This window comes from Alicyclobacillus macrosporangiidus CPP55, assembly GCF_000702485.1.
In the GTDB taxonomy this organism is placed as follows: domain Bacteria; phylum Bacillota; class Bacilli; order Alicyclobacillales; family Alicyclobacillaceae; genus Alicyclobacillus_H; species Alicyclobacillus_H macrosporangiidus_B.
Genome location: NZ_JNIL01000001.1, coordinates 161,498 through 181,099, shown reverse-complemented (window position 1 = coordinate 181,099; position 19,602 = coordinate 161,498). Strand labels below are relative to the sequence as shown.

Annotated in this window: 16 protein-coding genes and 1 tRNA gene; 1 reads left to right on the top strand and 16 read right to left on the bottom strand. The window is 62.1% G+C overall.

Translation table 11 applies throughout. The features are described 5' to 3' along the window. Position 1 precedes the first annotated feature (1 nt). The 6 genes from yihA to tig all read right to left on the bottom strand — a co-directional run bounded on the left by yihA (position 2) and on the right by tig (position 8,619). Positions 2-799 carry a ribosome biogenesis GTP-binding protein YihA/YsxC gene (gene yihA, locus N687_RS24565; protein WP_081841046.1) on the bottom strand — a complete coding sequence of 266 codons (798 nt, stop codon included), beginning with the start codon at positions 797-799 and terminating at the stop codon, positions 2-4. Beyond that, positions 796-3,240, bottom strand: a complete 2,445-nt coding sequence (gene lon, locus N687_RS0100950) for an endopeptidase La (RefSeq protein WP_269320477.1) — start codon at positions 3,238-3,240, stop codon at positions 796-798. The genes yihA and lon overlap by 4 nt, the downstream gene beginning before the upstream one ends. Before the next feature lie 188 nt (positions 3,241-3,428). Continuing rightward, complete coding sequence (lonB, locus tag N687_RS0100945; protein ID WP_035461974.1) at positions 3,429-5,135, bottom strand: ATP-dependent protease LonB; 1,707 nt, start codon at positions 5,133-5,135, stop codon at positions 3,429-3,431. A 118-nt stretch (positions 5,136-5,253) separates the two neighbouring features. Next, positions 5,254-6,531, bottom strand: coding sequence for an ATP-dependent protease ATP-binding subunit ClpX (gene clpX / locus N687_RS0100940; RefSeq protein ID WP_029420080.1), 1,278 nt, complete (start codon positions 6,529-6,531; stop codon positions 5,254-5,256). A 93-nt stretch (positions 6,532-6,624) separates the two neighbouring features. Beyond that, positions 6,625-7,212 (bottom strand): ATP-dependent Clp endopeptidase proteolytic subunit ClpP, encoded by a 588-nt coding sequence (gene clpP / locus N687_RS0100935; protein ID WP_029420079.1) that lies wholly within the window; start codon positions 7,210-7,212, stop codon positions 6,625-6,627. Positions 7,213-7,326: 114 nt separating this feature from the next. Beyond that, entirely contained in the window at positions 7,327-8,619 is a 1,293-nt protein-coding gene (tig, locus tag N687_RS0100930) for a trigger factor (protein WP_029420078.1), read from the bottom strand. Between the two features lie 233 nt (positions 8,620-8,852). Here tig and N687_RS0100925 point away from each other — a divergent pair, with 233 nt between their 5' ends. Further along, positions 8,853-9,473 carry a flavodoxin family protein gene (locus N687_RS0100925; RefSeq protein WP_331280113.1) on the top strand — a complete coding sequence of 207 codons (621 nt, stop codon included), beginning with the start codon at positions 8,853-8,855 and terminating at the stop codon, positions 9,471-9,473. Positions 9,474-9,537: 64 nt separating this feature from the next. Here N687_RS0100925 and N687_RS0100920 read toward each other — a convergent pair whose 3' ends face one another. From N687_RS0100920 to N687_RS0100875, 10 genes are all read right to left on the bottom strand, one after another. Further along, a complete protein-coding gene (locus tag N687_RS0100920) occupies positions 9,538-11,118 on the bottom strand; it encodes a SagB family peptide dehydrogenase (protein WP_029420076.1) in 1,581 nt (526 codons plus the stop codon). A gap of 23 nt (positions 11,119-11,141) precedes the next feature. Beyond that, entirely contained in the window at positions 11,142-13,076 is a 1,935-nt protein-coding gene (locus N687_RS0100915; protein ID WP_029420075.1) for a TOMM precursor leader peptide-binding protein, read from the bottom strand. Then, entirely contained in the window at positions 13,073-15,034 is a 1,962-nt protein-coding gene (locus N687_RS0100910) for a putative thiazole-containing bacteriocin maturation protein (RefSeq protein WP_331280112.1), read from the bottom strand. The genes N687_RS0100915 and N687_RS0100910 overlap by 4 nt, the downstream gene beginning before the upstream one ends. Before the next feature lie 169 nt (positions 15,035-15,203). Next, on the bottom strand, positions 15,204-15,380 hold the full coding sequence (locus N687_RS22715) for a hypothetical protein (RefSeq protein ID WP_231493561.1): 177 nt from the start codon (positions 15,378-15,380) through the stop codon (positions 15,204-15,206). Between the two features lie 376 nt (positions 15,381-15,756). Further along, positions 15,757-15,833 (bottom strand) — tRNA-Arg (locus N687_RS0100900). A gap of 98 nt (positions 15,834-15,931) precedes the next feature. Beyond that, complete coding sequence (locus tag N687_RS0100895) at positions 15,932-16,486, bottom strand: metallophosphoesterase family protein (protein WP_051662840.1); 555 nt, start codon at positions 16,484-16,486, stop codon at positions 15,932-15,934. Next, positions 16,483-17,079 (bottom strand): RdgB/HAM1 family non-canonical purine NTP pyrophosphatase, encoded by a 597-nt coding sequence (gene rdgB / locus N687_RS0100890; RefSeq protein ID WP_029420072.1) that lies wholly within the window; start codon positions 17,077-17,079, stop codon positions 16,483-16,485. The genes N687_RS0100895 and rdgB overlap by 4 nt, the downstream gene beginning before the upstream one ends. Before the next feature lie 62 nt (positions 17,080-17,141). Beyond that, positions 17,142-17,582, bottom strand: coding sequence for a MarR family winged helix-turn-helix transcriptional regulator (locus N687_RS0100885; RefSeq protein WP_029420071.1), 441 nt, complete (start codon positions 17,580-17,582; stop codon positions 17,142-17,144). Between the two features lie 108 nt (positions 17,583-17,690). Next, a complete protein-coding gene (locus tag N687_RS0100880; RefSeq protein ID WP_029420070.1) occupies positions 17,691-17,918 on the bottom strand; it encodes a helix-turn-helix domain-containing protein in 228 nt (75 codons plus the stop codon). A 170-nt stretch (positions 17,919-18,088) separates the two neighbouring features. After that, complete coding sequence (locus tag N687_RS0100875) at positions 18,089-19,423, bottom strand: MFS transporter (protein ID WP_035461970.1); 1,335 nt, start codon at positions 19,421-19,423, stop codon at positions 18,089-18,091. Positions 19,424-19,602: the final 179 nt, after the last annotated feature.

Genomic DNA, 19,602 nt, shown 5'->3' with positions numbered 1-19,602 from the left:
GTTAGGCGCGCCAGCCCTCGCCGGGTGCGTCATCCTCTTCGCCAGCATGCTCTTGGCCGATCCGAACGTCCGCGTCCCCCGCCTCTTGCCCGGGCACCCGGCTCGGCCGTTCCGCCACGGCCGCTGAAGCCGGCTCCGTCCGCCCGGTGCCCGGCTGTTCCGACACGTCCACGTCCGCCAGATCCGCCTCGGGCTCCAAAACCGGTGGCCCCTCTCGCCACCGCTCCAAGTCCTCGTCCAACACCTTCCAAAGCGCCTCCAGGCCATCCCGGTGGACGGCCGACACCGCCACCATCGGCCACGGCGTGTTGAGCGCCTTGCGGATGCGCGCCGTGTGCGCCTGGATCGCCCCGCGCGAGATCTTGTCCCGCTTGGTCGCCACGATGCAGACCGGGAGTTCCAGCTGGAGGAGCCACCGGTGCATCTGCACGTCGAGCGCCGTAGGCTCGTGCCGGATGTCAATCAGATGCATCACGCGCAGGAGGGGCCGCTCCGCGGTCAGGTACGTCTCGATGAAGCGCGCGAACTGCCCGCGCGTCGATTTGCTCACCGCGGCATAGCCGTACCCGGGCAGGTCGACGAAGCGAAAGGCGTCGTTGACGCGGTAGAAGTTGATCTGTTGGGTCTTGCCCGGCGTGGCCGACACCCGAGCGAGAGATTTGCGCTGAAGCAGGGCGTTGAGCAAGGACGACTTTCCGACATTGCTGCGGCCGACAAAGGCGAACTCGGGCAAACCGCCGCCCGGCCACTGACTCGGCCGGACGGCGCTGATCTCAAACTCCGCGCTGCGCACCTTCACTGGTGCGTCCCCTCCTGGGCATATCCCGGGTCGGTCAGCTCGTGTACACCCGCGACCCAGTTTTCCAGCGGATTGTCGCCCGGAACAGGTTCCTCGCACAAAGCGTGCCCCAGCACTTCGTCCATGTGGGACACCGGGATCAAACGCATCTCCTTGCGCACCGACTCGGGGATGTCCCGCACATCCTTCTCGTTCTCCGCCGGCATCAACACCGTCCGGATCCCCGCCCGGTGGGCGGCCAGCACCTTCTCCTTCAGTCCTCCGATGGGGAGCACCCGGCCGCGCAGGGTGACCTCACCGGTCATCGCCACATCGTGCCGCACCGGGCGATTGGTCAGCGCGGACGCAATGGCGGTCGCCATCGTGATGCCGGCCGATGGACCGTCCTTCGGGATGGCGCCTTCCGGGACGTGGACGTGGATGTCCACCTTCTCCGCGAAATTCGTCGGAATCCCGAGCACCCGGGCCCGCGAGCGAATGTACGACAGCGCGGTCTGAGCGCTCTCCCGCATCACCTCGCCCAGGTGGCCCGTCAGCACGATCTTGCCTTTCCCCGGCACCACGGCAACCTCGACCAGCAGCGTGTCGCCGCCCACCGGCGTCCAGGCCAGTCCCGTCACCACGCCGACTTGGTCCTCTTCCTCCATCCGGCCGTGGCGGTAGATCGGCGGACCCAGAAACTCAGACAGCAGCTTTGAGGTGACCGTCACCCGCTTCTGCTCTCCCTCCGCCACCCTTCGCGCCACCTTGCGGCAGATGGCCGCGAGCAGGCGATTCAACTGGCGCACCCCGGCCTCCCGGGTGTACCCGCGGATGAGCTGCAGCAGGACCTCGTCCGAGATGCGGATCTTATCCCCCTTCAGCCCGTGGTTATCCCGTTCCTTGGGCAGCAGGTGGCGTTTGGCGATCTGCAGCTTCTCCACCTCCGTGTACCCGGACAGATGGATGATCTCCATGCGATCCCGCAGGGGTCCCGGGATCTGGTACACGTCGTTGGCGGTGGTGATGAACAGGACGTCAGACAGGTCAAACGGGATCTCGATATAATGATCGGAAAAATTGCTGTTCTGCTCCGGATCCAGCACCTCCAGCATGGCGGAGGCGGGATCGCCGCGAAAGTCGCTCGCCATTTTGTCGATCTCGTCGAGCAGAAACACCGGATTCCGCTTGCCGGCCTGCTTCATGCCCTGCAGGATGCGTCCCGGCAGGGCGCCGACGTAGGTCCGCCTGTGCCCGCGGATCTCCGCCTCATCGCGCACGCCGCCCAGCGACACGCGCACGAACGGGCGTTGCAGGGAGGTCGCGATGGACCGGGCGAGGGAGGTCTTGCCGACACCAGGCGGGCCTGCCAGGCAGATGATGGGTCCCGACTGACGGCCGACCAGTTTCTGAACCGCTAGAAACTCCAGCATCCGTTCCTTGACTTTCTCGAGCCCGTAGTGTTCCTCGTCGAGGATCTTCTGCGCCCGCTCCAGATCCACTTCCGATTCCGCGCGTTCGAGCCAGGGTAAAGCGAGCAGCCAGTCGATGTACGTCCGGGCGACGGTGCCCTCCGCCGACGCGGGCGGGATGCGTTCCAACCGTTCGATCTCCTTCTCCAGCCGTTCGGCCACCGCCTCCGGCAGCGGCTTCTTGGCCATCGCCTCGCGCAGCTCCTCGACCTCCGCCGCGCGGCCCTCGCGGTCTCCCAACTCCTTCTGGATGGCCTTCATCTGCTCGCGCAGGTAGTACTCCTTCTGGGTCCGCTCCATCTGCTTGCGCACGCGCTGGTGGATCTTTTTCTCCAACTCCAGCACTTCGCGCTCGTCGGAGAGCACCTGTAGCACCTTCTCGAGGCGGGCGGTGATGTCGAAGGCCTCGAGGACATCCTGCTTGTCCCGGATCTTCAGGGGCAGATGGGACGCGATGGCGTCGGCCAGCCGGCCCGGGTGTTCGACATCCATGACCGACATGTAGGTCTCTTGATCGATCTTCTTCGAAAGTTTCGCGTACTGTTCAAATTGCTGGAGCACCGACCGCATCAGTGCCTGCAGCTCCGGGGTGACCTCGACCGCGCGGTCCGGATGGCGCCGTACCCGTACTTCGAACCACTCGGTCGTCCGCAAAAACTCCTCTATATTGGCTCGCTCCAGCCCCTCCACCAGCACCCGGATGGTGCCGTTGGGCAGTTTCATCATCTGTTTGACCCGCGCGATGGTGCCGACGCGGAACAGGTCCTGTTCCGATGGGTCGTCCACCTGACCGTCCTCCTGGGACGCCAACAGGATCAGGTGTTCCCCGCCCAGCATGGCTTTCTCCAGCGCCTTCACGGACTTGTCGCGACCGACGTCAAAGTGCAGCACCATACCCGGATACACCAAAAGTCCCCGCAAAGGCAGGAGCGGGAACACGTCGCCCACAGGTCGCTCCAAAGACTTCACCCCCAAGTTCGCCCGTTGCACGCCGGGCCCTGCCGGAAGCACGGCAGGGAAGGAATTGGCCTTTATTGTACAGAATCGGGATCTCAATGTCTAATCGGCGTCCGTCCAGGGACCGGGCCCAATTCGCAAAGAAAGCGGGATGATCCCGCGATGCATCATCGCTGGACCATCCCGCCGACACGTCCGACACGCCGTTCGCGCCCGGGTTGTCAGTCGCCGCTCTTGGCGGAGGTGATGCTGGTCCCTCCGACCGCCCCGGCCGCCGCCACGCCCGGCATGGGGAGCGGGGCTCCGCCTTCGACGAACCCCTCGAGCGCAAAGCGAAGCACGTCCTCGAACTTCTCCACCGGTACCACCTTGATGTCCTCCATTTGCAAGAAGATCTCTTGCCAGTTCTCTTTCGGGATGATCACGGTCTTCGCGCCCGCTTCCTTGGCCGCCTCGATCTTCGTCGGCACGCCGCCGACGGGCCTCACCAGGCCGCGGATTGACAACTCCCCCGTGAGGGCCACCGTGTTCAACACTGGGATACCGGTGATGGCCGAGTAGACCGCCGTCGCCATGGCAATTCCGGCGCTCGGCCCGTCTACCGGCATGCCGCCCGGGAAATTGACGTGCAGGTCGTAATCCCGCACATTCAGTCGCACGACGCGCTGCAATGCCGTCAAGACATTGTCCAGCGACGCCTTCGCCATCGACTTGCGCCGCACGCTGCGCCCCCCGGCGTTGAGCGTCTCCTCCTCCACCAGCCCCGTGATGGTCACCGTTCCTTTGCCAGCCGTGGAAGCGGGTGTCGCCGTCACCTCAATCTCCAACAGCATGCCGCTGGCCGGCCCGTTCACCGCCAAGCCATTGACCACGCCCACCAGCGGCCGGTCGTGGATCTTGCGCTCGGGACGAGGGCTCAACTGCCCGAACTGGATCACCCACTGCACGTCCTCCAGCCGGATCTCCTGGCGCTGTTCAGTCAGCGCGAGCCCGCCCGCGATTTGGACCATATTGACCGCCTCACGTCCATTGGTCGCGTATTTGGACACCTCCTGCACCGCCGCCTCCGGCATCGCCATCCCCAGCTTCTCGGCCGCGTTGCGGGTGATGCGCCAGATCTCTTCCTTCGTCAAGGGCTTGAAGAAGATCTCGACGCAACGCGACCGGATGGCAGGCGGAATTTCTTCCGGAGAGCGTGTCGTCGCGCCGACCAGGCGGAAGTCGGCCGGCAGCCCGTTCTGGAAAATGTCGTGAACGTGCGACGGGATGGTGGTGTCTTCGGAGCTGTAATAGGCGCTCTCCAGGAACACCTTCCGGTCCTCGAGCACTTTCAGAAGCTTGTTCATCTGAATGGGATGCAGCTCGCCGATCTCGTCGATGAACAAAATTCCCCCGTGGGCCTTCGTCACGGCACCTGATTTGGGCTGCGGGATGCCCGCCATGCCCATGGCGCCCGCCCCTTGGTAGATGGGATCGTGGACGGATCCGATGAGCGGATCGGCGATGCCTCGTTCATCAAAGCGCGCGGTGGTGGCGTCGATCTCGACGAACTTGGCGTCCTGGCGAAAGGGAGATCCAGGGCTCCGCTTGGCCTCTTCCAGCACCACCCGGGCCGCTGCCGTCTTCCCCACGCCCGGCGGTCCGTAGATCAGCACGTGCTGCGGGTGCGGTCCGCACAGGGCGGCCCGGAGGGCCTTCAGCCCGTCCTTCTGGCCAACGATGTCCTCCAGCGAGGCCGGCCGCGTCTTTTCCGACAGCGGTTCCGTCAACGAGATGGATCGCATCCTGCGCAGCTTCTCCAGTTCCTTGCGCGACTCTTTCTCAATAGCGCTCCGGTTGCTGTTCTGCGTCTTCAACAGGTTCCAAAAGTAGAGGCCGATCACCACGGCAAAAAACACCTGGATCACGGCCAGTACAGTCGCGCTCAATGATACCCCTCCCTGGATGTCGCGAATCGGATATCACCAGTATTCCCAGGCCGATCCGCAGGTAAACAAAAGGCCCGCACCCGGGAATCCCCGGTGCGGGCGCCATCCAGGCGACGGGTCAAGCGGTCTCCTCCGATTTGCGGATGATCTTGGTCGCCTTTCCATCCTTGCCGAGCAGCAGCGGTCCCTGCTCGCGCATCGCCGCTTCCTTCGTGATGATGCACTTCTTGACGTCGTCGCGGCTGGGCAGCTCGTACATCACGTCGAGCATGATCCCTTCGATGATGGCGCGCAGTCCACGCGCCCCCGTGCCGCGCTTGATGGCCTCTTTGGCGATGTACGTCAGGGCGTCCTCGTGAAATTCGAGCGCCACGTCGTCCATCTCCATCAGCTTCTGGAACTGCTTGACGAGCGCGTTCTTCGGCTCTGTGAGAATCCGCTTGAGGGCCGCCTCGTCCAACATCTCCAGCGTGGTGATCACCGGCAGACGGCCGATGAACTCCGGGATGAGCCCGAATTTCAACAGGTCCTCCGGCAACACCTTGGTCAACACATCGCGGTCGGAGACGTCCGACGACGGGCTCGATCCCGCTCCGAATCCGATGACTTTGCGACCCAGACGGCGCTTGATGATGGTTTCCAATCCATCGAACGCTCCGCCGCAGATGAACAGGATGTTCGTCGTGTCAATCTGGATGAACTCCTGGTGCGGGTGCTTCCGGCCCCCTTGGGGCGGGACGCTGGCCACCGTGCCCTCCAGGATCTTCAGCAGGGCCTGCTGCACGCCTTCGCCGGAAACGTCTCGCGTGATGGACGGGTTCTCCGACTTGCGCGCAATTTTGTCGATCTCGTCGATGTAAATGATCCCCCGCTCCGCCTTCTCCACATCGTAGTCAGCCGCCTGGATGAGCTTGAGCAGGATGTTCTCCACGTCCTCGCCGACGTAGCCCGCCTCGGTCAGTGAAGTGGCGTCGGCGATGGCAAAGGGCACGTTCAAGATGCGCGCCAACGTCTGGGCCAGCAACGTCTTCCCGCTGCCCGTCGGTCCAATCAGGAGAATGTTGCTCTTGGTCAGCTCGACATCGTCCGACTTGCTGCCGGAGACGTTGATGCGTTTGTAATGGTTGTACACCGCCACCGATAGGGCTTTTTTCGCCTGCTCCTGACCGATGACATATTGGTCGAGAATCGCCTTGATCTCGGTCGGCTTCGGGACCTCCTTGAGGTCGAATTCCTCCTCGTCTCCGAGCTGCTCCTCGACGATCTCGTTGCACAATTCGATGCACTCGTCGCAGATGTATACGCCGGGACCGGCCACCAGCTTTCGCACCTGTTCCTGCGTCTTGCCGCAGAACGAGCACTTCAGCTGGCCTTTTTCATCGTTGAACTTGAACATTCGGTTCCCTCCCTCGGTCGGGGATGACCCACACGCCCCGGATCCGTGCCCAGAACCGGGGCCGCGGGCCTGCCCCCGCGCTCCGGCGCCCGGTCACGACCCGTGACGCACAATCACCTCGTCGATCAATCCATACGCCTTCGCCTCTTCGGCAGACAGAAAGTTGTCGCGGTCCGTGTCGCGCTCCACCCTTTCCAGCGGCTGGCCCGTCCGTTCTGCCAGGATGCGGTTTAGCTTATCCTTCGTCTTCAGGATCCAATCGGCGTGAATCTTGATGTCCGAAGCCTGACCCTGAACGCCGCCGAGCGGCTGGTGGATCATGATTTCGCTGTTCGGCAACGCGTACCGCTTGCCTTTCGCACCCGCCGCGAGCAAGACGGCGCCCATACTCGCCGCCATTCCAATGCACATGGTGGACACGTCCGGCTTGATGTGCTGCATCGTGTCGTAGATGGCCAAACCGGCCGTGACAGAACCGCCGGGGCTGTTGATGTACAACTGGATGTCGCGTTCTGGGTCGTCCGCTGCCAAAAACAGCAACTGAGCGACGATGCTGTTGGCAACATAGTCATCGATCGGCGTTCCGAGGATGATGATTCGGTCGCGCAACAACCTCGAGTAGATGTCATATGAGCGTTCCCCGCGGCTCGTCTGTTCGATGACGATGGGCGTCAAGCTCATGGCGCTCCCTCCTTGCTCGCGTCCTGCGATCGCGTGTCCGTGGAAAAACAAGGCACGGAAATCGTGCCTTGTCCATTGACGCAGTCGTTACCCGTATTCTGATTGTACACCAACTCACGCCACTTTGCTATTCTCCACCAAAAACCCGATGGTCTTGCGCGTCTGCAGTTCGGAACGCATCCCCGCGAAACCAGGGTCGCGCAGGGCGTACAATTCCTTCACCCGCTCCAGCGGCAACCCAGCCGCCTCGGCGATGCGCGTCAGCTCGGCCTCGATCTCATCGTCCGACACGGTCAACCCCTCCGCCTTGGCGATGGCTTCCAATACGAGGGACGTGCGGACGTTCTTCTCCGCGGTGTCCCGGAACTGGTCCCGAAGCTCCTCACGCGTCATGCCGCTGAACTCGAGATACGCTTCCAACGGGATCTGCTGCATGGCCAACTGCTGCGCAAAGTGTTGCAACAGGTGCTCCGCCTCGTGATCGATCATCACCTGCGGAATCTCCACCTTCGCCTGGGCGACGGCCGCCTGGACCGCCTGCTCCTCGAGGTAACGCCGGTGCTCCGCCTCTTTGCGCGCAGCAACCTGCTTGCGCAGATCCTCCATGAACTCGTCGACGGTCTGGAACTCGCTGATCTCCTGCACGAACTCGTCGTTCACCTCGCGCAGGAACTTGCGCTTGATGTCGTGAAGCTTCACCTTGAACTTCGCTTGCTTGCCGGCGAGCGACTTGATGTGGTAGTCGTCCGGGAACTGGACTTCGATTTCTCGTTCTTCGCCCGGCTTCATACCGATGAGCTGTTCTTCAAAGCCTTTGATGAACATCCCGGAGCCGATCTCCAGCTGGAAATTCTCCGCTTCCCCGCCTTCGAACGGTTCGCCGTCCACCGTGCCGAAGAAGTCGATGTGGACTGTGTCGCCTTCCTGCACCTCGCCATCCTCAACGGGATTGATCTCGGCGTGCAGCTTGCGAATGTTCTCCAGTTCTTCCTGAACCGCCGCGTCGTCCGCCGGAAACGGCTTGTCCTGAATCTCCAAGCCCTTGTACTGGCCGAGCTCGACCTCGGGCTTCACGGTCACCGTCGCCTTGAAGACGAACGGTTTGCCTGCCTCGACCTGAATCACGTCGATCTCCGGCTGTGCCACCGGCTCGATCCCCGTCTCCTCGACCGCGTCCGCATAAGCCCGTGGCAACAGGTACTCGACCGCGTCCTGGTACAGGGATTCCACGCCAAAGCGTGCCTCGAATAGCTTGCGTGGTACCTTGCCCTTGCGGAACCCCGGCACGACGACGCGCTTGACCACCTTCTTGAAGGCGACGTCGAGCGCTTCCGCAAATCTATCGCTAGGCACTTCCACTTCTAGCACGCCTACGTTGGTTTGCGTCTTCTCCCACTTCACCGTCATACGTTGTCCTCCCCAAACACCGACCCCGGACGCTCCGCCCGATGGTTCAACCGAGCCGGAACGCACGGATGCGCCGTGCGCCGGTTGTCTTGAAATCCCACTGTACGTGAATACGCCAGCCATTTTAACATGTGCCGGTTTGTTCAGGCAATGGGCACACAGAAAAAGCCCCTGCGCGCCATCGAACGCGCAGTTTGTGTACGCGATTGCAGATGTGTATCGAGACCGTTATAATGCCAGCGTTCAAGTCAACGAAGACCATCTGTGGGTCAAGAGATAAGGGGCGTCCAGGAATGAGCGTTTTAGCGATATATGGAAGCTCACGCCGACACGGCAATACGGAGTTGCTCGCAGACCGTGTGGTGGAAGGCCTCCCTGTGGAGAAGATCTACCTCATAGAAAAGCCCGTTCGTCCGATCGAGGATCGCCGCCACGACCCGGGAGGCTTTGCCCGAGTGGATGACGATTACGATTTCGTCATCGAGCGTGTCATGGCCCATGACACGCTGGTTTTTGCGACACCCGTCTACTGGTATGGGATGTCGGGGTTGATGAAAAACTTCATCGATCGATGGTCTCAAAGCCTGCGTGACCCGCGCTATGACTTCCGCCAGGTCATGGGCAAGAAGTCCGCCTGTGTGGTGCTGGTCGGGGGAGATGACCCGCGCATCAAAGCACTGCCATTGGTGGAACAGTTCCGGTACATTTTCGACTTCATGGGTATGCGGTTCACTGGATACGTCGTGGGAGAGGCCAATCGGCCGGGCGATATCTTGTCGGACGCGGCCGCCATGTACGAGGCGAGTCTGCTGAATGCGCGATTGCGGCAGAGCGCGCCAGATTCGGTCTCGTGAGGAGATGGACCATCCCAAGGATTCGCCTGCCTTCCCGCAGATGGTCCCTCCTCTGCACGCCCCATCACCCATGCAGCCCTGCTTCCCACCGCGGTCCCGGACGATGCGGGCCAATCGGTACCTGAACGAGCGTGGTTTGATCGCGCGCAGGCAGATCGTACAGGTCGTCGCACATGGGGGCTTCGAACCCGAGCAGAGGGTGCCCGTTCCACCCCATCGCTGCCGCCACAAGCAACAGGCGGTGCAGTAAGATGCCGGCTTGCATCTGTTGAATGCGGTAGCCGCGATAACCGACGGACGCCACGAGATGATCGCGCCGCCCGACCACGTGGACGCATACCGGCACCTGGAACAGATTCAGGTTCGGCATGGACAGGGCCCGCTGAAGGGATGGACGATGATCGCCTGGCTGGATCACCTCAAGTGAGTGGGCCTTCGCGTCGTAGCGATACGCCCCGTCGGGAACACCGTCCACCGCATAGGTGCACACATACAGCTCCACCGAGTTGGCATGCCCGGATCCCCCATCGATATCCCTCCAATCGCCCGAGGGAGCTGTGGCCTCCGACAAGAGTGAGGCCAACTGCTGAATTTGGACCGCTTGCAGGACGAAGTCGATACCCGGGGAATACCGTCGCCTGCAGGCGGCCGCGAAGTCGAAGGACAAACGCTTTCCGGCTGGCAGCGCCACGGCGCATTCTGACGCAGGGACCGGCGTGATCGGTGCGAGGCGGGGGAACTTCCGCGTCGAGCTGAGCATGCAGGCCCGGTTCATGGCCACGATCCTGGGGCAGGCCAGCACCCGCGACGAACCAAGGGAATGGTCGTGATGAACCGGATCCACTTCGTCCATCAAGTCCGCATCGGAGACGGCCCCCGGCTCTTCGGCAGGGCCCGTAACCCAATTCGCCACCGGTTGCACCGACAACGGTACCACCGCGTACACGCTCTCTTCAGATTCCGATAAACCGAGCAGATGATTGACGGCTCTGTCCAGGAATTGAAAACAAACGCCCGCCGTAAACCCAAATCGCCGCGCGACCTCCAGCAGCTGGCCCACCGCCACGCCGGTGTCGACGGCCTGCAACCGGTAGGCAAAGTCAACGTATTTGAAGAACCCCTTCCAGAACACGGTGGAAACAAATGCCGTAGCGAAACAGGCGGTCACATCGAATCGGTCTCCCAGGGCCCGTCGCAGGTAGTTGTCAAAGCATCCTTCACGCAGCAGATCGAGGCGATGGTGCGCCGCATCATAGTGGTAGACGCCCCAGCGCACGCCCGGGAGGCGCAGGTATACGTACACCTCGCTGGGATAGAGCGCTCCGCCCGAGGGCAAGAAGCGCCGCTGGACATAGGCGGATCCGGTTCCGGACGCGGCCGCCTCCAGCGACAGGCTGGTCTGAGACAACCGATGAATGCCGTAAACATACCAGAGAAAGTGGCCGATTTGCGTGAGATCCGGCGTCGCTGGTACAGCGGGTGGAGCCTCGAGCGTGAGCGGCACGGCCGCCGACAAAGGCACCGTGGGAAGGCCCCGGTACAACTTGTAAGGTAACGGCGCATCCGACCAATCCGGCATCCAGTCGGGCGGCCGGACCTTGTCGACATCAAAGTGCAGGTCGTGCAAGAATTCCTCCAGGTTCACGCTTCTCCCTCCAAAGATAAAGGTCAGGGAAACGGGTGCGGGTGCGGATTGAGCTCCGCGACTTTGAGTGGGCGCGGGGAATAGCCGAGATGGCACGGAACGTTGAGCACGCGATGCAGCCCCTCAAGACGTGTCAAGTGGTAGCCGAAGGTCATCGGCAGCATCCCCGGAATGAGCACCTTCACGCAGGAGAGGCCGTTTCGTTGCAATTCGGGTGCAGTCTGGTCCACGACGATCACCTCGAGTCCCAGCCGGCCAAACACCTCCAAAAGGTCCTCGAGATCGCGTGCCAAATCGGTGTGCTGTGCACGCGGCGGAAACGCTTCGTCGAACGATTGCAGCGGGCGGTGTCCGGCCAAAAGGAAGGAAAACCGTTCCTCCGCTTCCGGCAGGCTGTAGAGCAGAGAGTGGTCTTCCATGGAGCAGACGGCAAACGGATCACGGAGCATGCGCCGCGCATCCTCGCGCCGCGCCTCTAGGCGCTCGTCGAGGGTGCCGATGGTCCCGGCCAGTTCGTGAATCACGCTTTTCACGGCTCGAACGGGATCGACATGTGCACCCGCAGCGCATGTGAGGTTGGCCCCTTCGCGGCGCCTGTTCTTCGCAATGGCCCACACGCTCGGAATGCCGCTGTCCATCGTGGCGTTGAAAAACAGCAGGTCATAGCCGGTCAGCGCCTCGAACCGGTGGACCATCAGGCGAAGCTCAGGGTCGGACGCGGAATGAAGGTCGATCCGCGGAAGCGGCATCTGAGCGTACCACGTGAGCAAGAATGCGTCGCGCTCCACCACTTCGAGGATGCCGTGAAAGATGGCCTCCACCAGACTTCCTCCGACAGCACAGCCATTCGACGTCTCGTAGACGAACCCGTCGCCACCACCGAGGCTGTAGTACGCCAGCCGCTCCGGCACCAGGATGGGGCGTTGCTGCAGAAACGAGTAGCCCCATACCCAGGACATGGCGCGATCCGGATCAAACGGTCGAAAGGGAAAATCGTCCCTCGCATACTGCTCTGGCGCATGGAGGCCGACGCGGACAGGATGGAGGGCCTGATCGCCGAGATTCCGGTAACTGTCGAACACCACCGGACGCACGCCGCGGGGGAATAATCCGCAGTGACGCTCCAGTCCCTCCAGAATCGCTGTGTACAGACTCTCCTGGTATGTTAAGGTTCTTCCCGCCGTCCCCTCATCTGCAGTCGGCAGCGGTAAGTTCACGGCGACCGTAGCAAACGGGGAGGACAAATCGTCCATCCGTCCGTTCAGAAGCCCGGTTCGGCCGTCCAGGTAATCCTTTACGAGACAGGGGCCAAGTTCGTCCAGCGGGCGCGAACGGTAGCCGCCGCTGATCTTGGGCGTGGGCGCCAGCGACACCGGCTTCGGCGCGTCGTCTGGCACGCCCCCGCATGTGGGACAAAGCGGATCGGGCACGACAATATGACGAGAACTCCGCAGTGTCCGCAGATTCACCAAGTACAAGGCGCCTTCCAACCGGGTCGGCGTTTCGCCAAGCAGGCGTTCCGCCTCGCCCACGCACAGGTAAGTCAGGTACCGAAGCCCCGTTCGAGATGCCCACGCATCACGCTGAGGTCCCTCCTGAGCCATTCGTTGCTGCTCAAGCAGCCACATCTCCGGCCGATCCGGTCCCGCCATGAACCGCCGTGTGTCGGCACACCGCAAACAGCCTGGTACGCCTGGGCGGACCAGGGGACCCACGACGCCTTCGCCAAATGCGATGAACCCCGGGATCCAGGGGACGCCCGCTGCACGGAACACCTGTTCTGCTTCACGATATCGACCGGGATGCCAGGCGTCGTCCAGCACGAGAGCCAGATGGAGAGGCCTGGAAACCGACGCGGGCACGTCCGCTGACCGAAGAACCTTGTGCGCGGGGGAGAGCAATCCGGCGACCTGGTCCGCCCAGACTCCGTTTCCAACGACAAGAACGGCACCGGTCATGTCGACATCTCCTTTCGCAGCGCTACGGCGAACACCCCCGCCAGGCTTTCCTTCACCCAGGGTTCCGGCGAAACATCGACGACGTCAACCCGCATGCCGGTGCCCTGCAACCTCTGCAGCGCCGCGCGCACGACCTGGGCTTGTGTCCCGTCCGGTGACGCGGGGACAGACAATGATTGCGGACTCCCCTCGGAAAGCTGGACGAACTCCGTCTCCAATCCGCGTCCGCTCCCGTACGTCACCAGGTGCTGCAGAGACAGCAGTGCGTGGGTCAGTGCAGCGCGAAGAGCTAGGGTCACGTTTAGCCCGACGCCGGCAAACCAACGCTTACCGGACCGAACCCACACGACCGGACACCCGAGTACGGGTACACCGAGCCCGAACTCCGGCTCGCCTCCCAGCACAGCCAGCGCCTCCAGGTAGCAGCGGCAATGAATGTCGGCGACCTCGGTAAGCACTATCTGCGACACGGACGGCGGTGCGTCGTGCTCGCGGTGGCGCAGCGCCTCCTCAAGACACCGGACCAGGGCGCGGCTCACCCCTTCCGCCAGGGTTTCCCCTGCCCCGATGCCCGTATAAAGAGGTGGACCACCATCGGGATGTTCACCCGGTCGTCGAGGTGACAGGGACACGCCCGGATCTCCAATCAGCCGGGAGACGTACGTTTCCACCCCAACCAACCCAGCCTCACGTCTCGCCTCCTCGTGCGTAAGGCCCGCGCACACAATCTCGGGAAGCAGGCGCGCCGGCCCGGGAGAAAGGGGATCCGCCACCTGAACACGGCACTGCGCAAGAGGTAACTGTACCAGGTCCCCCTCCTCCCAGATGTGAAAGATCCCAGTGATCGGCGACGTCAACCGCGCGAAAAAGGGCAGCAAACCTTGGGAGTCGGACGGCTCGTCTGCGGCTCCCAATTTACGCTCGAGGTCTGCGACGGGCACTGGCGGCGTCGTTCCCACGACGAGTGGATGCGGCCAAAACGAATGCCAGTGCCCCTCGAGGGTTTCGAAATTGAGCAGGAAAAAGCGCGGTTCCTCCTCCGCGGCACGTTCTCCAGCAACCCACTTGAACCACTCGAGAACAAGCACGTTCGCCATCATCGCTCCAGCGGTGGAGGAAAATGCGTGTACCTTCTCATCCTTCGCCATGGCGGCCTGATGCATCCGACGCCACGCGGACGCCCAGGAATCAGGGCGACCGGGGCACGTGAACGGACCCACGAGCCCAGCCTGTCCCGCGCAGATTGCGGGCAGAAACCGCTTCCCTTCATCACGGCACGCTGCTTCGAACGTCTGCAGGTCCTCGAGGCGGCCTGTCTGTGAAACGTACAGCACTGCGTCGAACGGCCTCACTATCGCACGAAGGACATCCTGCCCGGTGCCCGGCATGCCCACCTCCTGGAAATCAACGTCGGGGTCTGACCGCTGAGCGTGGCGTACAAGTTCAGCGATCCGATCTCGGTGGGTCGGCACTTCCTCTGTCACCAGGACGTGAATGCCCGGAAGCCCGGATTCGAGCAGGGCCGACACCAACGAAGCGAGGAATGGTCCTGCACCCACAGCGAGCACGCGAGCCTTCCGGTACAACTCGAAGCGATAAGCCCCGGCACCGAACAGATGATCCAAGAACTCGATTTGCGATGCATAGTTCGTGATGAGCTCATCACGCAGGGAATGCGGCGGATCAGAGGCCACATCTCGCAAGAACCCGTTTTCGTACAGGACCTGGGCGATCTCGTACACCCGGTTTCGGTGGGCATCGTTCAGCCCCTCGGTCAACTCGCCCAACGTGTGTGTCCCATCGAAGACCGGCATGAGGTGATTGATCCACTCCACAATGCTCCTGCCTTCCATGCGGAACGAGCCTTCGTTGTTCCGAAAATACACACCGCCGCTTTCATCCGGTACGAAGAATGTGTCCCCTTTTACCTTCAAACGCATCGATGGATGCAGCTTCACGACGTCCTGCCTCCTCCGCCTGGCTGTTCTCGCCCTTCTCGCCAACCTCACCAGCATGATATGTACAGTGACGCAAAGGTGCGTGCATTAAGCAAAGCTCCTGTACGACCGTTGCGTTGTACAGGAGCAGCCAAGGATTTAGGAAGTGAATTTTTCAGACGAACTCAGGTTAGAAGCAGCGGGAGCATCGGAAGCAATTAAAGCACCGGAAACAATTGAAGCAGCGGAAGCATTGGAAACAGCTGAAGCAACGGAAGCAGCTAAAACACTGGCTGCAACGAAATCCCCCGCCGCAGAAAAACTGCGCCGGAACGGTGTCGTGCGGCCCGGGATTGTCGGACGGCATGACCTTACTGGTCTTGAACTCGTCGACATCCAGCTTGTGAATCGCCTTCTTGAAATCGTCCACGGAATACCCCCCTTTCCTAAAGCCTCCGGCCTGGCGAACGATGCCAACAGATCGTCACTGCCGTGCGATGAATGCTGCAGCGATATTGTAGGTGTATGAGGCAGGGGCGGCCGGGGGCAAGGCTCGTTCCGCGTATCAGCGGCCCATTTTACCATTCGCGGGTGGGCGAGAACGACCATGTGCCCCGTCCGTGACGGCACGACGCCAAACAGAGCGACTGCCATGGTTCGGCAGTCGCTTCTTCCCGTTGACTCATTTGTGGCTGAATATGGAACAAGCCATCCGAGCATCTCCTCGGATGGCTTCTCACATTTGGCGTCTCAGGAGGGATTCGAACCCCCGACCCACAGCTTAGAAGGCTGTTGCTCTATCCAGCTGAGCTACTGAGACATGCTGGACCAGCCCGTCCATGGTACCCAGCCGCCGCGGGACCAAAAGGGTTGAAGGCTGCCCGTCGAAGTCAGTGTAGCCGAAAACTGCAACCACGATCAAGACGAGGCGGAGGAGGCAGGCAGGTGCACACGCAGGGTCGCGTTGGTCATATCTCCGGCCGCCGTCCAGTGTGACACCCGCAGGTCGTATCCCTGTCGGCCCGTCGACGGCTCCAGCTCCAGCAAAGCAAATGTGCGCTCTCGCCGGCCCCGCGGAGTGGACAGGCTGCCCGGATTGAGGAGCAGACACCCGGAGTGCATGGCTGCCAGCGCGATGTGCGTGTGTCCGAACACGGCGACCTGGGCACCGCACGCTTGGGCCCGCGCGACCAGGCCGCCCAGGCCCTCCTTGACACGCAGATGGTGGCCGTGGGTCAGATACACCGGCGGCCCAAAATCGGTGATGACGCGCTCCAAAGGATACGTCGGGGTGGGGCGGTCCCAATTGCCCGACACCGCGTAGATCGGCCAATCCACGCGTTCCGCCAGCCACTCCACGTCGGACGTCTCATCGCCGGCGTGCAGGATGGCGTCCAAAGGCTGCGCGCTCTTGACCGCGGTCAACAGCTCGTGCCGGTGGCGATGCGTATCGCTGACCACGCACAGCCTCACGGGACTTCCCCCTTCCACGCCGCGATCAACGCATCCACCGCGCGCGCCCGGTGAGACCAGCGGTTCTTCTCCTCGGCCGTCAGTTCAGCCAACGTCTTGCCTAACTCGGGAACGTAAAAGAGCGGATCGTATCCGAATCCACCGGAGCCCGAGAGCGCAGTCGCTACCTGACCGCGGACGGTCCCACGGACCACCCAACCGCGCCCGAGACGGTGGTTCCAGACCGCGATCGCGCAGACGAATTCCGCCGTTCGCTCTGCAGCCGGAACCTCGGCCAAGGCGGACAACAGCTTCTGGTTGTTGGCCGCGCTGTCCCCGTGAACGCCCGCGTACCGAGCGGACATCACCCCCGGGGCCCCGCCCAGCGCGTCGACGCAGATGCCTGAGTCGTCTGCCAATACCCAGCCCGGACAATACCGAGCGTAGAATACCGCCTTCTCCACGGCGTTCGCTTCAAACGAGACCCCGTTTTCCGGGCACGCCCCTGCCTCCTCGGGAAGGGGGCGAACGTCTTGGGCCACCGGTGCCAACAGCTGGCGAAACTCCTCGACCTTGTGCGGATTACGCGTCGCGATATAGATCACATCGAGCATACAAGATCCACCCTGCAGCTTGGGGAAAACGAAACGCTGTGCGCAGACACGCACAGCGCGGTTCAGTCTCCCGAAATCTTGTCGTTCAACAGATCCAACGCTCTCAGGATTTCCGACCGCTCGGAGTGGCTCAGCGACTCCAGGACCCCTGCGAGGTACGCCCGCCGTGCGTCAAGCACGCGTTCGATGATGTCCGCCCCTTTTTGCAACAACCGTACCCGCACCACGCGCCGGTCCGCTTGATCCCGCTCCCGAGCCACAAACCCAGAGCGCTCCAGTCTATCCACCAGATCCGTCGTGGTGCTGTAGGCCAGGTAGAGTCGGCTGCTCAGATCCCCGATGGTGAGATCTCCGTTCCGATCCAGAATCAACAGCGCGTCAAACTGCGGGGGTGTGATCTGGTGTTGATCGAGCAACATGCGGCCACGTCGCCGAACGACCCCCGCGATCTGCCGCAGGTGATGTTCGATCTCCGCGACCTGATGGGCGAACACGGGATCCACAGCGTCACCCCTGTCTGCGTGACTGTGTTGCCCATTATGATATCATTCGGTTCAATCCCGAGTCAACGGAACGGAGAACCCCTACACGGGAGGGTAGGGGCACCGACCTCAGATGTTCAATTCACCGAGCCGGACCAGTTCCACCACGGCTTGGGACCGCCCTTTCACGTTCAGTTTCTTCATTACATTCGAAATGTGGTTCCGAACCGTCTTCTCGCTGACGAACAGCTGGGCGGCGATCTCCTTCGTGGTCTTGTCTTGAACAAGCAATTCAAACACTTCCCGCTCACGGTTGGTGAGCAGAGACTTGCCTCGCAACTCGCTCCCGGAAGACATCCTTTATCCCTCCTTGCCGGTCGGTGTACAAGAATGGGATACAGTCAGGGTATAGTATGTTGGAGGCATGTCTCGTGTGCGGCGGCCAGGAAACATGGGCAAAAAGCGAGCAGGCTCCGCAAGGGAGCCTGCCGATCCACGGTGTGTCAAGGAAAGAGGGCCAGTTGTGATCAGGCTTGCACGTGACTCTCGGCGCTCCTGTACTCGCGCACGATCTCGTCTTCACTGCGCCCTTTCAGGAACGCGAGCGCGATCAGCGTCACGACCGCGTTAAAGATAATGTACGCGCTGATGGCTGACGAACTTCCATATTTGTGCATCAACCAGGTGGCGATCAGCGGCGCCGGACCGCCTGCGATCACGCTGGCCAACTGATAACCAAGCGATGCGCCACTGTACCGCAGATGGGACGGGAAGTTCTCCGCAATCAGTGCGGCCTGCGGACCGTACAGGAAGTCGTGCGGGATCAGCGAGATCACGATGGCGATGAACGCCAGCGCGGCGACCCCCGTGTTGACCAGCCAGAAATACGGATACGCGTACAGCAGCACCAACACCGCCCCGATGGCGTACATCTTGCGCCGCCCAATGCGGTCGGACAGATACCCCGCGAACGGCACCGTGAACAGCGACAGCACCGCGGCCACCGTGGTGGCGTTGGTCAGGAACCCTTTGTTGTAGTGCATGTACGTACTGCCGTAACTCAGAATAAAGGTAATGAACAGGTAGAACGGCGCCTGTTCCGCCATGCGCACCAGCGCGGAGAGAACGATCTCCTTCGGATGCGACTTGATGGCCTCGATGACCGGTACCTTGACAACCTTCTGGCGTTGCACCACTTCTTGGAAGTGCGGCGTCTCCATCACGCGCAGCCGGATGAACAGACCGATGAGGACCATCACCAGGCTGAGCAGGAAGGGGATCCGCCAACCCCAGGTGTTGAATCCGCTTCCGCTGATGGCGATAAAGATGCTCGTGAACAGCGATGAGAACAGCAGTCCCAGAGGAACCCCCAGCTGCGGCCAGCTGCCCATCAGGCCGCGCCGCTGGTGATGGCCCCATTCCATCGACAGCAGAACCGAGCCGCCCCATTCACCGCCGACGCCGATGCCCTGCAGGATGCGCAGGATGATGAGGATGACCGGTGCCCACACGCCGATCGCCGCGTAGGTGGGTAGGATGCCCATCGCCGCGCTGCTCAAGCCCATCAACAGCAGCGTGATAATGAGCGTTGCTTTGCGGCCCAACCGGTCACCGTAGTGCCCGAAGATCGCCGCCCCGACGGGACGGGCGACAAAGCCCAGAAACATGGTCGCAAACGATTGCAGCTGGCCGATAAAGGGATCAGAGTTCGGGAAAAATAACTTCGGAAATACCAAGGCCGCCGCAGTACCGTACAAGAAATAATCATACCATTCGATGGCCGTGCCGATGGTGCTGGCGATGGCCGCCCGCCGGACCTGCGTCTGGCGAATCTCGTTCTGCGCCCCTTGAACTTGCGCCATTCTGTCAATCCCCCTGTCGTGCAGTCTCTTCCCTGGCCAACCCAGTTGGATTACACACTCTTTCCGTTCGCGCGCGTCTGGACCTGGCCACCTCCCCTCCGCCTCAGGAAACCGCTTTCTTTCCTGCCCGCAGAAGAACGCCTGGAACCCAGGATTGCGAGAGGTACGAGAGGCGGTTC